Origin of the sequence: Bradyrhizobium sp. CCGB20 (genome assembly GCF_024199855.1) — a bacterium.
GTDB lineage: Bacteria > Pseudomonadota > Alphaproteobacteria > Rhizobiales > Xanthobacteraceae > Bradyrhizobium.
On the sequence record NZ_JANADN010000001.1, the window covers coordinates 4,446,028 to 4,458,521 of the forward strand.

Sequence of the window (12,494 nt, forward strand, 5' to 3'; positions counted from 1 at the left end):
GTTCCCGATCCTCACTGCTCGAACCCGTCTCGATGTGGCCGCGACGAAGGCATGGCGCGCTTTCGCGTCGAGGAGAGGGCCTATGGACATCGCAAAATTCATCGGGGGCGTTGATCGCGCCGGCACGAAGCAACCGACTGAAGCCGCGCTCGAGGCGTTCGAGACATCCATCGGCTGCCGATTGCCGGATGACTATCGCCGGTTCGTGCTGGCCTGCGCCGGCGGCTATCATCAGGGCTCGGCCGAGTTCAACTGGCCGCAAGGGCACTGGGCCGGGGCAGTGCAGGAGGTGCTGGGATTGCGGGGCGACGTCTGCTCGCTGGTCCAAACGCGCAAGACACCGCAATGGCCGACCGTCGATGAGCTCCTGTGGATCATGAGCGACCACGGCGGCAATCCGATCTGCATGACGATCGAGAAGGCGCACTTCGGCAAGATCTGGTTCATCGATCACGAGGTCGCCGAATACGAGAAGCCCTGGACGCTCGCTGAAGCGATGTCGGACCAATGGGGCTATGTCCTGCCGCTCGCGCCGACGTTCAGCGATTTCATGGCCGGACTGTACGAGGAAGCCGCGGCCGCGTGAGGCGGGGGCGTGCCCACGCTACGTCAATGTAAGCCGCAAGGCCCGCGTGAAGTGCGGCTCAATGACAGGGGCCGGTCACGCTTTTGGCAGGTCGTCCCTCCTTTATCATGGCTTGAACTGAGTGGCAGGAACGGGCAAACGGTCCGGGAAGACCGTGGCCCAGCCAACTATTTCAAGCCTTGATTTAAGGGAGAGTCCCATCATGAAACGCCGTACATTCCTCAAGGGCGGTGCCGTCGCCGGTGCGACGACGCTGGTTGCCGCACCCGCGATCGCGCAGAGTGCGCCCGAGATCAAATGGCGCCTGACGTCGAGCTTCCCGAAGTCGCTCGACACCATCTACGGCACGGCGCAGACCTTTGCGAAATACGTCGCCGAGGCCACCGACAACAAATTCCAGATCCAGACCTTTGCGGCCGGCGAGCTCGTTCCCGGCCTCCAGGCGCTCGATGCCGTCAGCGTCGCCTCCGTCGAGATGGCGCAGACGCCGCTCTATTTCTACATCGGCAAGGAGCCGGCGCTGGCCTATGCCACCGGCGCGCCGTTCGGCATGAACCACCGCCACCAGGAATCCTGGTGGTATTTCGGCGGCGGCGCAGAGCTGACCAACGAGGCGCTGAAACCCTTCAAGACGCACGCCATCCTCTGCGGCAATTCCGGCACCCAGATGGGCGGCTGGTTCCGCAAGGAGATCAAGACCGTCGACGATCTCAAGGGCCTCAAATTCCGCATCGCCGGCATGGGCGGCCATGTGCTGGCCAGGCTCGGCATCGTGCCGCAGCAGCTCGCCGGTGGCGACGTCTATGCGGCGCTGGAGAAGGGCTCGATCGACGCCGCCGAATTCGTCGGTCCCTATGACGACGAGAAGCTCGGCTTCCAGAAGGTCGCAAAGTACTACTACTTCCCGGGCTGGTGGGAAGGCGGCGCCATGCTGCACATGATCGTCAATGACGAGAAATGGGCTTCGCTGCCCAAGCAGTATCAGGCGATCGTCAACCAGGCCGCGTCCGCGGCCGGCGCCTGGATGCTCGAGAAATACGACAGCGTGAATCCGGCGGCGCTGAAGCGGTTGATCGCGAACGGCGCGGAGCTGAAGGCGTTCCCGCAGCCGGTGCTGGAGGCCTGCTACAACGCGACCCAGGAGCATCTGAACGAGCTCGCCGCCAAGAGCGACCTGTTCAAGCGGACCAAGGAGAGCCACGACGCCTATATGAAGGAACTGCTGTTCTACACGCAGATCGCGGAAAACTTCTACGACAACTATCTGCTCAGCAAGATGCGCAACAAGAGCTGACGTGAGGGGGGCGCGGTGGTTTCGCCGCACCCCGCTCTCGTAGGGTGGGCAAAGGCGCCATTGCGCCGTGCCCACCAGTCCTTGCATCACTGGCAGTGGTGGGCACGCTTTCGCTTTGCCCACCCTACGAATTTTGAGCAAGCGGCCTACGCGGCCCCCAAACCCAGCTTCGCATAGATCCGGCGCGCATAGGCGCCGAACGCATCCGTCGTCTTCAGCGGAAGGTCGCGCGGGAAGGGCAGGTCGATCGGGAAATAGTCGGCCATCTTCGCAGGACCCGCCGTCAGCACGGCGCAATGCGAGGAAAGGAACACGGCTTCCTGGATCGAGTGCGTGACGAAGATGATGGTCTTGCCGCTCTCGCGCCAGATCCGCAGCATCTCCAGGTTCATCTGCTCGCGCGTCAGCGCGTCCAGCGCGCCGAACGGCTCGTCCATCAGGATCAGCTTTGGATCGTGAATGAAGGCGCGCGCGATCGCGGTGCGCTGCTGCATGCCGCCGGAGAGCTGCTGCGGATACTTTTGCTCGAAGCCGGCAAGGCCGACGAGGTTGAGCAGATCGCGCGCCCGCTCACGCGCAGCCTTGATCGGCAGGCCGACGATCTCGGCCGGCAGCAGCACGTTGTCCAGGATGGTGCGCCACTTCAGCAGCAAGGCCTGCTGAAACACCATGCCGATGTCGCGGCTCGGGTCGAACGGACTTCTGGCGTTGCCGATTCTGACCGTGCCGCCGTCGGCGCCGTGCAGGCCGGCCAGAATCTTCATCACCGTGGTCTTGCCGCAGCCGGAGGGGCCGACCAGCGAGACCAGCTCACCTTCCTGCACGTCCATGGTGACGTCGGAGACCGCCAGGAATTCGGCGCCGCCGCTGCGATAGACCTTGCGGACGCCGCTGAGGCTGATGAAGGGCTCGGCGCTCATGCCAGCCATTTGTTCAGATTGGCGGCGACGAAGGCGTCGTCGCTGAGGTCGGCGTGCTCGCGGCAGACGCGGTCGATCTCCTCTTTCTGCCCGGGGCTGAGCCCCTCGTTCGGATCGAGGCACCACAGGCCTTTCATCAGGCCCTGGCGTCGCAAAATCTCGTGGCAGCCGGCGATGCAGCCGTGAAAATTGTTGGCGACGTCGAAGAAGGCGCTGTTGCAATCGGTGACGCGGGCATCGAGCGCGAGCAGGTCGGCCGGCACGCTGTCCTTGTGTCGCGCCGCCTTGCAGCGTTCGAACTGTTTGATCGCGCTCGCAGTCCAGACCGACCAGTGGCCGAGCAGGCCGCCCTTGAAGTAGGTGCGGGTGGTGACGCCCTTGTCACGGAGGTCGAACGGCAGCAGCAGGTCGAGCAGGATGTGGTCGTCATTGCCGGTGTAGAGCGCGACACGGTCGAGCGCGCCGGCGGCTGCAACACCGCGCAGAACGTCGAGCGTCCGGTAGCGGTTGAACGGCGCGATCTTGATCGCGATGACGTTGTCGATCGAGGCAAAGCGCTGCCAGAACCGGCTCGACAGGATGACGCCGCCGACGGCCGGCTGGAGGTAGAAGCCAACCAGCGGGATCTCGGCGGCGACCGCCGTGCAGTGCGCGATGATCTCGTCCTCTGAGGCGCTTTTCATCGCGGCGAGGCTGAGCAGGCCGGCGTGATAGCCGATATCGCGCGCGGTGCGGGCCTCCGTGATCGCCTGCTGCGTCGGGCCGGCAAGGCCCGCGACCATCGCCAGCGGACGTTTGGTCCAGCTCGCGGCGGTCTCGGCGGCAAGCTCGAGCACGGGGCGGTAAAGGCCGACGTCGCGGATCGCGAATTGCGTGGTGTGGACGCCAACCGCAAGGCCGCCCGAACCGGCGTCGATATAATAGCGCGTCAGCGCGCGCTGGTGCTGTTTGTCGAGCTGGCGCTCGGCGGTGAGCGCGAGGGGGTGCGCCGGCAGCACGGTGCCCTCAGCGATCAGCTTGCGGATGTCGGCGTTGATCTGGCTGTGGTGCATGATGTCCTATCCGAATTCTGGGCCGGCGACGGCGAATGGCATTTCCTCGGCCGTGGCGGTGGCGGGGCCGAACCGCATGCGCTGGAACGGCCGCTCGATGGTCCAGCCCGACGCGGTCAATCCTTCCAGGAACGCGCCCTGCGAGGCGACGGCGTCGAGCAGGAGTGGGCCTCCTTGCGATTGCGCGATCGCATTGGCGAGGGTCAGCGCGGCGGCGGCGTGATCGGCAAACAATGGGCCGATATGGCGCGCGGTCCGGCCGTCGCGCACCAGCGCGATGGCGCCGTTGGTAGAAAGGATGCGCGAGCCCGAGCGCTGCGCAAAGGCGGTGAGGAGGGCGGTCCGGTCGAGACCGGTGGCGCGGCGGTCCCGCGCGCGAAACGCCTCGAGCGTCGCGGATGACGGCGCCGGCGTGGCCGCTCGCGCGGATTGCACCAGCCTCAGCCGGCGCAATTGCAGTGTCGGCGTGAATCCGAGCGGCCCGTAGACGGCGGCGCCGTCGGGCGTCGCGTCGAGCCAGCTCGTCAGGCCGTTCTTGCGCGCCGTTTCCAGGCAGGCATCGACGAGGCGCGTGGCAAGGCCGCGGCGGCGGTGGGTGCCTGATACCAGCACCATGCTGATCCAGGCGTTGTTGCCGGAGTAGGGCAGCAAGGCGGCCGTGGCGACCAGTCGCGCGCCGTCACGGATGCCGAACACGATTCCGTCGTGCAGGAAGATGCGCCAGTCCTCCTCGGTCTGGTTCCAGTGCGCTTCCGTCGAGAGTGCCAGCCCGGGGATCGCGTCCTCGACGCTGAGCTTGATGACGGGCGGGCCGTCAGTAGCGTCCATCGCGCACCTCGTATTTGGTGGGCTTGCCGAGGCTCGGCATGGAACGGGAGACCCAGTCCGCGGTCCAGGCGATCAGTTGCTCGGTGTCGACGACCGGCAGGCCGAACAGCTCGACCGCCCTGGAGGTGTCGGTCAGCCACGCCGTCGGCTCTTCCTTGCCTGTCAGCACCGGCGCGCGGCCGAAGCGGGCGCCGAATTTTGCGGCGAGATCGCGCACCGCCAAAATCTCGTGGCCGCTGACATTGATCGGCGAGGTCGGCACCGTGCAATGCGCCAGGCACCGCAGTGCCTGCGCGGAAGCATCACCCTGCCAGATGAAATTGACATGGCCGAGGCTGACGTCGATCGGCGCGCCCGTGAGCACTTTCGTGGCGATGTCGTGCAGCACACCGTAGCGCATGTCGATCGCGTAGTTGAGACGGAACAGCCGGCCGGGCGTCGAAAACTTGCGCGAAAAATATTCGAACATGCGCTCGCGGCCGACGCAGGACTGGGCGTATTCGCCGGGCGGGTTCGGCGCCATGTCCTCGGTCGCGCCTTTGCCGTCGACGGGGACGAAGGGGTAGATGCAGCCGGTCGAGAACGCGACGATACGGGACGAGGGGAAGGCCTGCGCGACCAGTGCCGGCACATGCGCGTTCATTGCCCAGGTCAGCGACAGGTCGCCCTCGGCGCCGAACTTGCGGCCGGCCATGAAGATGATGTTCGGCGCTTTCGGCAGCGCCTGAATTGCTTTCTCGTCCATCAGGTCGCAATTGATGGTCTCGACGCCGCGCGCATGCAGCCAGTCCTTGACGCCGGGGTCGCTGAAGCGGGCGACGCCAATGACGCGGCGATCGGGCACGGCGGCCTTCGCCAGCCCCGCCAGCGTCGGGCCCATCTTGCCGGCAACACCCAAAATCATGATGTCGCCCTCGACCCTGGCGAGGTCGTCGATCAGCGCCTGGGTCGGCCGGCACAAGAGATCGTCGAGCGCAGCGATGTCCGGAATGGTCTTCGGCAGCGTCTGGCGGGTGAGCAGCATGGTTCGGTCCTTGTCGTTAAGCCTGCCTGGCGTCGCCGACCACGAACATGCGTTCGAGGGCGAGGACCAGGCCGTAGAGGGCGACGCCGAGCAGGGTCAGCAGCACGACGGCCATCACCATCGCGGGCGTGTCGAGCGACGACTGCACCTGGATCATGAGGTAGCCGAGACCGCGCTCGGAGGCGATGAACTCGCCGACGATGGCGCCGGCGACCGCGAGGATGGCGCCGACCTTCATGCCGGAGAACACGTAAGGCAGCGATCCCGGCAGCTGGATCTTGCGGAACAGCGTCCAGCGCGACCCGCGCAGCGATTTGACGAGGTCGAGCAGATCCGGCTCGACCTCGCGCAGGCCCCGCGCGGTGGTGAGCAGGATCGGGAAGAAGCAGATGCTGAAGGCGATCAGGATGTTCGGGATGATGCCGTAGGAGAACCAGACGATGAAGAGCGGCCCGAGCGCGACTTTCGGGATCATGTTCATCGTCACGAACAGCGGCAGCAGCACGAGGCTGAGCAGCGGCGCCCAGCTGAAGATCACGGCAAGCGCGACGCCGACGAACGCGCCGAGCGCGAAGCCGCCGAGGATCTCGATGGCGGTGACCAGCGTGTTGGCGCCCCAGGCGTAGCTCGCGGTTCCCAGTGTCTGCACCGTCGCGAGCGGGGAGGGCAGGATGAATTTCGGCACGTGGAAGGCATCGACCGCGACCTGCCAGAGCACGAGCACGGCGAGGTGCACGATCAGGATGATCGCAAAGCTGCGCGAGGTGCGTGCGCCGTCTCCCGTCACCGGTTGCTCCCTGTTGCCGCGGCGACTGTGCCGCAGGTCGTAAGCCTAACCGTCCCCGCGGGAAGTTTCAACCAGTTGGTTGATTAGGGCCGGAGCGAATGCAGCACGAGATCGGCGACATGCCGGCGGCGGGCGCGCTTTGCCGCCCGGCTCGACAGGTCCTTGCCGAAGATCGCCGACAGCGTCGGGGTGTTGGACAGATAGAAATAGCTGAGGCCTGCGATGGAGATATAGAGCTGGATCGGGTCGATCCCCTTGCGGAACATTCCGGCGCGGACGCCCTCGTGGAGGATGTGGGAGACGCTCTTCACTAGCGGTGAATGCATCGCCTCCAGCCGCGTCGAGCCGCGGACGTGGCGGGCGCCGCCGCGGTTCTCGTCGTTCAGCAGCACGATGAAATCGGGGTTCGTCGCGAGATAATCGAACGAGGCCTCGATCAGCTTCCGGATCGCCTTTTCGGGCGGCAGGCCTTCGAGATTGAGCTGGCGTTCCTGCTCGCGGATATCGGCGTAAACCCATTCGAGGACGGCCAGATAGAGCGCGTCCTTGTCGCCGAAATAGTGATAGACCAACTGCTTGTTGACGCCCGCGCGCTCGGCGATCTCGTCGACGCGGGCGCCCGCAAAGCCGTGCCGGGCGAATTCCAGGCGCGCCGCGGTGAGCAGCTTCTTGCGGGTGGCGACGGGGTCGCGCCGCTGCGGCACGGTGTCGCCTGAACGTTTTGCGGGCATTTCCAACCAGACAGTTGACAAGTCGAGGGCGGGCTTGTTGCATTGGTATCCTCACATGGGGAGAGCGACAAGCCGGGTCGCGGCAATGAGGAGAGATGCGATGAAGCGTTTGCAGGCGGCGGGCTCGGCTCTGGCTTTGGCCCTGGTGCTCGGTGTGCCGGCGGCGCCGGCGGGCGCGGGCGAGGCGGTCAACCTGATCCTGAACTGGACGCCGACGGCCGACCATTCGCCGTTCTATTTCGCCAAGGCGCAAGGCTGGTACGAGAAATCAGGCATCGACCTGACCATCGAGGTCGGCAAGGGCTCCGGCGTCTCCGCCGCCAAGGTCGGCTCCGGCGGCTCGCCGTTCGGCATCGCCGATCTCGCCACCATGCTGGTCGCCAAGAGCAAGGGCGCCGACGACGTCGCGCTGATGAGCATCTACGCCAACACCGGCCAGACCTTCTACTGGCTGAAGAGCTACGGCGTGAACGGCGTGAAGGACTTTGCCAGCCACAAGATCGGCAATCCGCCCGGCGATGCCTCGCGCGTGATGTGGCCGGCTTTTGCGAAGGCCGCTGGGCTCGCGCCTGATGCCGTCAGCTTCGTCAATATCGGGCCGACCGCGAAGATCGCGGCGCTGAAGAGCCACACCGTCGACATCATCAGCGACTTCTACAACGAGCACGATCTGAAGGTGATCGAGTTCGGGCAGGATCTCGGCTACGTCAACTGGAAGGACATCGGGCTCAATCCGTACGGCAATTCGCTGATCGTGAACGGCGCCTATCTGCAGAAGAACCCGAAGCTGGTCGAGGAGTTCGTGCGCATCTCGCAGAAGGCCTTTGCGGCCTGCGTCGCCGACGCCGCGCCGTGCCTGAAGGCGCTGCTCGACCAGGTCTCCGGTCTCGACAAGGAAAACCAGGAGCGTCAGTGGGAGCGCATCAAATATCTCATGACCGACGAGTTCACGACGACCAAGGGTCTCGGCTGGATCGACGGCGAGCGGATGAAGAAGGACTACGAGCTGGTCCAGACCTATCTCGGCATGGAGAAGCCGTTCGACGTCAGCACGGCGTTCACCACCAAGATGCTGGATCCCGGCATCAAGATGGATGCGAGCAAGGTGAAGAAATAGGGCACCCCATGCCCGGATGGAGCGCAGCGAAATCCGGGATGGTGCAGGGAGAGGGGCCCCGGATTGCGCTGCGCTCCATCGATGAGTGTGCTCGTCCGATCAAATCAGCGCCGCCGGCCACCGCCGTGGAAGCCGCCGCCTCCGCGGAAGCCGCCGCCCCCCCGGTGGAAGCCGCCACCGCCCGCCCGCATGCCGCCGCCAGCCCGGATCGCAGCCGGCCGTCCGCCACCGCCGACACGCCCGCTGACGCGCGATCGGGTGACGCTTCTGTGCGAGATGGCTGCACGATTGCCGGCACCGGTTCGCGCGCGGGTGACCTGCCTCGAACTGGTCCGGTGGGACACGCTGGCACCACGATTGCCGGTGCGCTGGGTGACCGCGCTCCTGGCCCGGCCGGCGCCTGCGCCCGAGATCCTGGCCCCCGCGGCACCGGTGCGGTTGCGCAACGCCTCCCGCGCGGCCGGCGTGTTGCCGCTGTGGAAGCGGCCTGCGACACCGGCGTCGCGATAGGCGACACCGCCGCGATGGGCAGGATTGTGGGCCCAGGCGTTGTTGACGATGTTGGTGCGGTTGAAGCTGTTGTAGCGGTTGACGTTGACGTAGACGTTGCGGTTCCACCAATTGCAGCCGCCCCAGATCGCCGCCCCGACGGCGACGCCTGCGGCAAAGCCGATCACGCCCGAGGCGACGTAGCCCGGCGGGTACCAGTAGAACGGCTGGTAGTCCGGGTAATCCCACGCGCCATAGACGGCACCGGGATCGTAGACCGGAACATAGTACGTGTCGGGATCGACGGGCTCGATCGAGATCGCCTGCTGCATCCCTGCCGGCGCGGACACACCGGCCGGTGGCGCGCTCCTGGTGACCTTCTGCTGCGGTGTGGATTTCAGATTGCCGGCGGCCTCCGCGCGCTGGCGCAGCCTCTGCACGGCGTCCATCATGTCCTGCTCCTGCGCGAGGAACGCGTCACCCAGCTGCTGGGTCCATTCGAGCTTCTCGCTCATCATCTTGAGCACCTGCGGAACGGATGTCAGGGCCTTGACGCTGGGATCCCAGGATTGCTTCTGCATCGCGTCTTCGAGCGCCTTGCCGGTGACACCCTTGTTGGTCTCGATCCAGCGCGCCGCCTCGACCACCTCAAGCGGATAGGTGGAGGCCATCATGATCTGCGACAGCAGCGCATCCGGATAGAGCGCGATCGGAGCGACGAGCTGCTCGATCTGCCCTTGTGGCAATTTGCTGGCGGCCGAAGCGGGCGCCGCGGCCTGGTCAGCCACCGGTTTCTGGTCCGCCGGCGTCTGCGCGAATGCTGCGGTCGCGACCATCGCAGCAACGCATGCCACGGCACAGAGAATAGTTGCAGTGAAACGCTTTCGCATTGCATGTCCTCTTCTTCTTGCTTGCCGAATTCTGCTCAAATCCTTCCGCAGTGAGCATGCCGAAAACCGGCCGAGCTAGGCCGGCAAAGTCGCGAGTTTGTCCAAATCGACTCCCCGAAGCGCCGCTGCCGAGCCAAGCCCGATGTTCTTCACGATCGCTCGCGCCTCGAGCATGGTGATGTCGAGTGGCTTGATGCGGTCGTTGCGATAGAAGCGTATGCTGCCGACGAGCGGTGTCGGCGCCTGCGGAACGAAGACCGCCACCCAGCCGTCCTCGAGCGCCTCAAGCAGATACCCGATCTGCCATCCACCGCCGGTATCCACGAGCACCGGCTTGAAGTCGTCGCTGACGCCCTCGGCTCTGGTCAGGCCCTGCGCCATGCTCTTCACCATCTGATACTGCGGAATGCCGCCGAGAAATGATTGCTCGACCCACGCGCTGATACGAGTGCCGATCCTGGTCCGCGCGACGAAGCCGGCGACGAACGAAACCAGGATGAGGAGAACGAGCGCGAGCACCGTGACGATCCCGACCCCTGCGATCTTTCCCATTTCGTCGAAATGCAATGCGTGCGAGATCGGGGCGGCAGCCTTCAACGCAATCCGCATCGCGTGACTGAGAATGACAAGGACGAGGGCGACAGGCAGCAGAAACAGCGCTCCGCCGATGATTGTCGTCTTTAAGAAAGCCGCCATCGCACTTGTCCCTAATGTCGACGAGGGGCGATATTGCCGAAACGAGCTACCACGTGACGTTCAGCCGAAACTGGCCTTTGAAATTGTAGACGGGATAGTCCTTGATGATGGGAACGCCGACCTCGAGTGAAGCGGCGAGGTGGTCGGAGACCTTCTTCCGACCCGGACGTCCAGCGGCAGGAACAGGCGGCCGGTTTGCCCTGTGATCGGGTCGCCGAAATTGATGCGAATGTCCTGACTCGGATAGAACGTGACGAACCAGCGATCCGGAAGGCCGATGTTCAGGGCAGGGCCAAATTGCAGATTGCTGATGTTCCTCCTGGTCGGGTCGCCGGCCACGCTGACGTCGTAGCGAAAGATCGGCTCGAAATAGCTCGACTTGCTGATCTCCGGCAGTGCGACGCGGAAACCCATGATCGGCATCACCCGCCACTTTCCCGAGCCCAGGGGATCGGCGCCGGTAGGTGTGATCAGGCGCGCGCCGAAGCCGACCGCCCAGCGGGTATCGATGTCGTGAATGATTGCAGCCTGGATATCGGCATCACCAACGCCGTACAGGTAATCGCCGTTGGGATTGCTCGCGTTGATCGTGTTCCTGGCCAGCAAGGGAAGATCCGTCCGCGTCACGATGGTCAAGGTCGGAGACAGATAGAAGGCGTGATCGTAGCGAAGATTGAGCGTCTGGGTCGTGACATCGCGCGTGGTCCCGGGTGCCGTCCGATATTCATATTGGAACTGAAACAGGTTCGGCGGCGGCCGGAAGAAATCGAGACCGTTGTTGTCGGGTGCTGTAGACGCCGCCGTCTGTGAGAAGGCCTCTGTGGCGCATAGGATTGTGATGAGCACCACGATCGATGACAAAAGCCCATTCGACGGGGGCGCAATTTGCTGAGTTCATGGCTCCGATACGACATGGCACCTGATGCTCCGCCACCGGCCAGCCGCATTTGATCGCATTTTGCATCAAGGCGCATATGCTGTTTGTGCCAGGGAGCCTTCGACCGGGAAAAAATTGAGTCAGACGTCTCGCCAGCTGGACCGGCCGGCGATCGTGACAAACGCCAGACGTTCGTTGGCTATTGGAAGTTGAAGACATGCTTCCAATCCTCCTTCATGCTGACCACGATCCAGCCATTGGAGGCCGCCGCATCGAGTGCCTTGTCGAGTTTTCCGAATGGAGACTTGCGGTCGTAGGCGTATTCACGCTCCGAATCCGTGTGATGCACGATCAACCCAAGGCGCCGACGCGGAGCCGCGGTTGCCCATTGCAGCATCTGGAAGTCGCCATCGGAGTTGCCGAAGGCCGCGATCGGCCTGCGGCCGATGTGTGAATTGATGCCAACCGGTTTGCCGGGCCCATCGTCTATGAGATCGATGGCCGGCAGGCGGATCAGCACCGGCCCGTCCTTGCCGACCTTGAACGCGGTTTTGATGCTCGATCCGATGACCTGTTCGGGTGGAATATCGTAAATGCGTTCGCTCCAGGGACGCATGAACTCGATGCCGCCCCCCGAGACGATGAAGGTCTTGAAGCCATTGGCCCGGAGATAGGCGAGCAACTCCAGCATCGGTTGGTAGACGAGATCCGTATACGGTCGATTGAATTTCGGATGACGCGCGCTTGCGATCCAGTCGCTGGCGATCTTTTCGAACTCTGCCGTAGTCATGCCGGCATGAGTTGCCATAACGAGCTCGACCAGGCCTTTCTCGCCCGCCTTGGCGAGGGAAGCGAGATCGTTCTCGAGCACGGCCTGGAAGGGCTGTTTGTGCCTCCATTCCGGATGCTTGCGGGCCAGAGCTTTCACCCGAGCGAGCGCAAACGCGAGCTGGACATACATCGGCTGCTCGCACCAGAGCGTACCGTCGTTGTCGAACGTCGCGATGCGCTCGGAAGGGGGAACGAAATCCGGCGCGCCCTCGTGCGTCACTGCAGAGACGAAATCCAGTATGGACTTCTTCGACTTGCCTTCATTCCAAGATGGGAGGGGATCTGCCTGCGCCAGCGCACGCCCAGCCATAGGTGTCGCGGCGGCCGACAGCAGCAAACCCGCCAACATCGAACGCCGATCGATCCATAGTC

General features: G+C 64.4%; 13 protein-coding genes. 3 read left to right on the top strand and 10 right to left on the bottom strand.

Annotated features, from left to right (window positions below):
• The first annotated feature begins 82 nt into the window (after positions 1-82).
• Complete coding sequence (locus tag NLM15_RS20475) at positions 83-586, top strand: SMI1/KNR4 family protein (RefSeq protein WP_254118854.1); 504 nt, start codon at positions 83-85, stop codon at positions 584-586.
• 202 nt (positions 587-788) lie between these two features.
• A complete protein-coding gene (locus NLM15_RS20480; protein WP_254118855.1) occupies positions 789-1,880 on the top strand; it encodes a TRAP transporter substrate-binding protein in 1,092 nt (363 codons plus the stop codon).
• Between the two features lie 146 nt (positions 1,881-2,026).
• On the opposite strand, the gene NLM15_RS20485 is transcribed toward NLM15_RS20480, so the two are convergent.
• The 6 genes from NLM15_RS20485 to NLM15_RS20510 all read right to left on the bottom strand — a co-directional run bounded on the left by NLM15_RS20485 (position 2,027) and on the right by NLM15_RS20510 (position 7,222).
• Positions 2,027-2,809 (bottom strand): ABC transporter ATP-binding protein, encoded by a 783-nt coding sequence (locus tag NLM15_RS20485; protein WP_254118856.1) that lies wholly within the window; start codon positions 2,807-2,809, stop codon positions 2,027-2,029.
• Positions 2,797-3,852: a dihydrodipicolinate synthase family protein gene (locus tag NLM15_RS20490; protein ID WP_254118857.1), complete on the bottom strand. Its 1,056-nt coding sequence runs from the start codon at positions 3,850-3,852 to the stop codon at positions 2,797-2,799. The genes NLM15_RS20485 and NLM15_RS20490 overlap by 13 nt, the downstream gene beginning before the upstream one ends.
• Positions 3,853-3,858: 6 nt before the next feature.
• The gene (locus NLM15_RS20495; RefSeq protein WP_254118858.1) at positions 3,859-4,680 is read right to left on the bottom strand and encodes a GNAT family N-acetyltransferase; all 822 of its coding nucleotides are present in this window, start codon (positions 4,678-4,680) and stop codon (positions 3,859-3,861) included.
• A complete protein-coding gene (locus tag NLM15_RS20500; RefSeq protein ID WP_254118859.1) occupies positions 4,667-5,704 on the bottom strand; it encodes an NAD(P)-dependent oxidoreductase in 1,038 nt (345 codons plus the stop codon). Before NLM15_RS20500 ends, NLM15_RS20495 begins: the two co-directional genes overlap by 14 nt.
• Positions 5,705-5,720: 16 nt before the next feature.
• Complete coding sequence (locus NLM15_RS20505; RefSeq protein WP_254118860.1) at positions 5,721-6,491, bottom strand: ABC transporter permease; 771 nt, start codon at positions 6,489-6,491, stop codon at positions 5,721-5,723.
• Between the two features lie 83 nt (positions 6,492-6,574).
• Entirely contained in the window at positions 6,575-7,222 is a 648-nt protein-coding gene (locus NLM15_RS20510) for a TetR/AcrR family transcriptional regulator (RefSeq protein ID WP_254118861.1), read from the bottom strand.
• A 100-nt stretch (positions 7,223-7,322) separates the two neighbouring features.
• On the opposite strand from NLM15_RS20510, the gene NLM15_RS20515 reads away from it, so the two are divergent.
• On the top strand, positions 7,323-8,339 hold the full coding sequence (locus tag NLM15_RS20515) for an ABC transporter substrate-binding protein (RefSeq protein WP_254118862.1): 1,017 nt from the start codon (positions 7,323-7,325) through the stop codon (positions 8,337-8,339).
• A 104-nt stretch (positions 8,340-8,443) separates the two neighbouring features.
• On the opposite strand, the gene NLM15_RS20520 is transcribed toward NLM15_RS20515, so the two are convergent.
• The 4 genes from NLM15_RS20520 to NLM15_RS20535 all read right to left on the bottom strand — a co-directional run bounded on the left by NLM15_RS20520 (position 8,444) and on the right by NLM15_RS20535 (position 12,471).
• The gene (locus NLM15_RS20520; protein WP_254118863.1) at positions 8,444-9,718 is read right to left on the bottom strand and encodes a DUF3300 domain-containing protein; all 1,275 of its coding nucleotides are present in this window, start codon (positions 9,716-9,718) and stop codon (positions 8,444-8,446) included.
• Between the two features lie 75 nt (positions 9,719-9,793).
• Complete coding sequence (locus NLM15_RS20525) at positions 9,794-10,414, bottom strand: DUF502 domain-containing protein (protein ID WP_254118864.1); 621 nt, start codon at positions 10,412-10,414, stop codon at positions 9,794-9,796.
• 60 nt (positions 10,415-10,474) lie between these two features.
• Positions 10,475-11,263: a hypothetical protein gene (locus tag NLM15_RS20530; RefSeq protein ID WP_254118865.1), complete on the bottom strand. Its 789-nt coding sequence runs from the start codon at positions 11,261-11,263 to the stop codon at positions 10,475-10,477.
• Between the two features lie 227 nt (positions 11,264-11,490).
• Positions 11,491-12,471 carry an HAD family phosphatase gene (locus tag NLM15_RS20535; protein ID WP_254124304.1) on the bottom strand — a complete coding sequence of 327 codons (981 nt, stop codon included), beginning with the start codon at positions 12,469-12,471 and terminating at the stop codon, positions 11,491-11,493.
• Between the last annotated feature and the right edge of the window lie 23 nt (positions 12,472-12,494).

What these genes read in the sequence shown, in the direction of transcription:
- NLM15_RS20475 (WP_254118854.1), top strand. Translation starts at nt 83, where the DNA reads ATGGACATCGCAAAATTCATCGGGGGCGTTGATCGCGCCGGCACGAAG.
- NLM15_RS20480 (WP_254118855.1), top strand. Translation starts at nt 789, where the DNA reads ATGAAACGCCGTACATTCCTCAAGGGCGGTGCCGTCGCCGGTGCGACG.
- NLM15_RS20485 (WP_254118856.1), bottom strand. Translation starts at nt 2,809, where the DNA reads ATGGCTGGCATGAGCGCCGAGCCCTTCATCAGCCTCAGCGGCGTCCGC.
- NLM15_RS20490 (WP_254118857.1), bottom strand. Translation starts at nt 3,852, where the DNA reads ATGCACCACAGCCAGATCAACGCCGACATCCGCAAGCTGATCGCTGAG.
- NLM15_RS20495 (WP_254118858.1), bottom strand. Translation starts at nt 4,680, where the DNA reads ATGGACGCTACTGACGGCCCGCCCGTCATCAAGCTCAGCGTCGAGGAC.
- NLM15_RS20500 (WP_254118859.1), bottom strand. Translation starts at nt 5,704, where the DNA reads ATGCTGCTCACCCGCCAGACGCTGCCGAAGACCATTCCGGACATCGCT.
- NLM15_RS20510 (WP_254118861.1), bottom strand. Translation starts at nt 7,222, where the DNA reads ATGCCCGCAAAACGTTCAGGCGACACCGTGCCGCAGCGGCGCGACCCC.
- NLM15_RS20515 (WP_254118862.1), top strand. Translation starts at nt 7,323, where the DNA reads ATGAAGCGTTTGCAGGCGGCGGGCTCGGCTCTGGCTTTGGCCCTGGTG.
- NLM15_RS20520 (WP_254118863.1), bottom strand. Translation starts at nt 9,718, where the DNA reads ATGCGAAAGCGTTTCACTGCAACTATTCTCTGTGCCGTGGCATGCGTT.
- NLM15_RS20525 (WP_254118864.1), bottom strand. Translation starts at nt 10,414, where the DNA reads ATGGCGGCTTTCTTAAAGACGACAATCATCGGCGGAGCGCTGTTTCTG.
- NLM15_RS20535 (WP_254124304.1), bottom strand. Translation starts at nt 12,471, where the DNA reads ATGTTGGCGGGTTTGCTGCTGTCGGCCGCCGCGACACCTATGGCTGGG.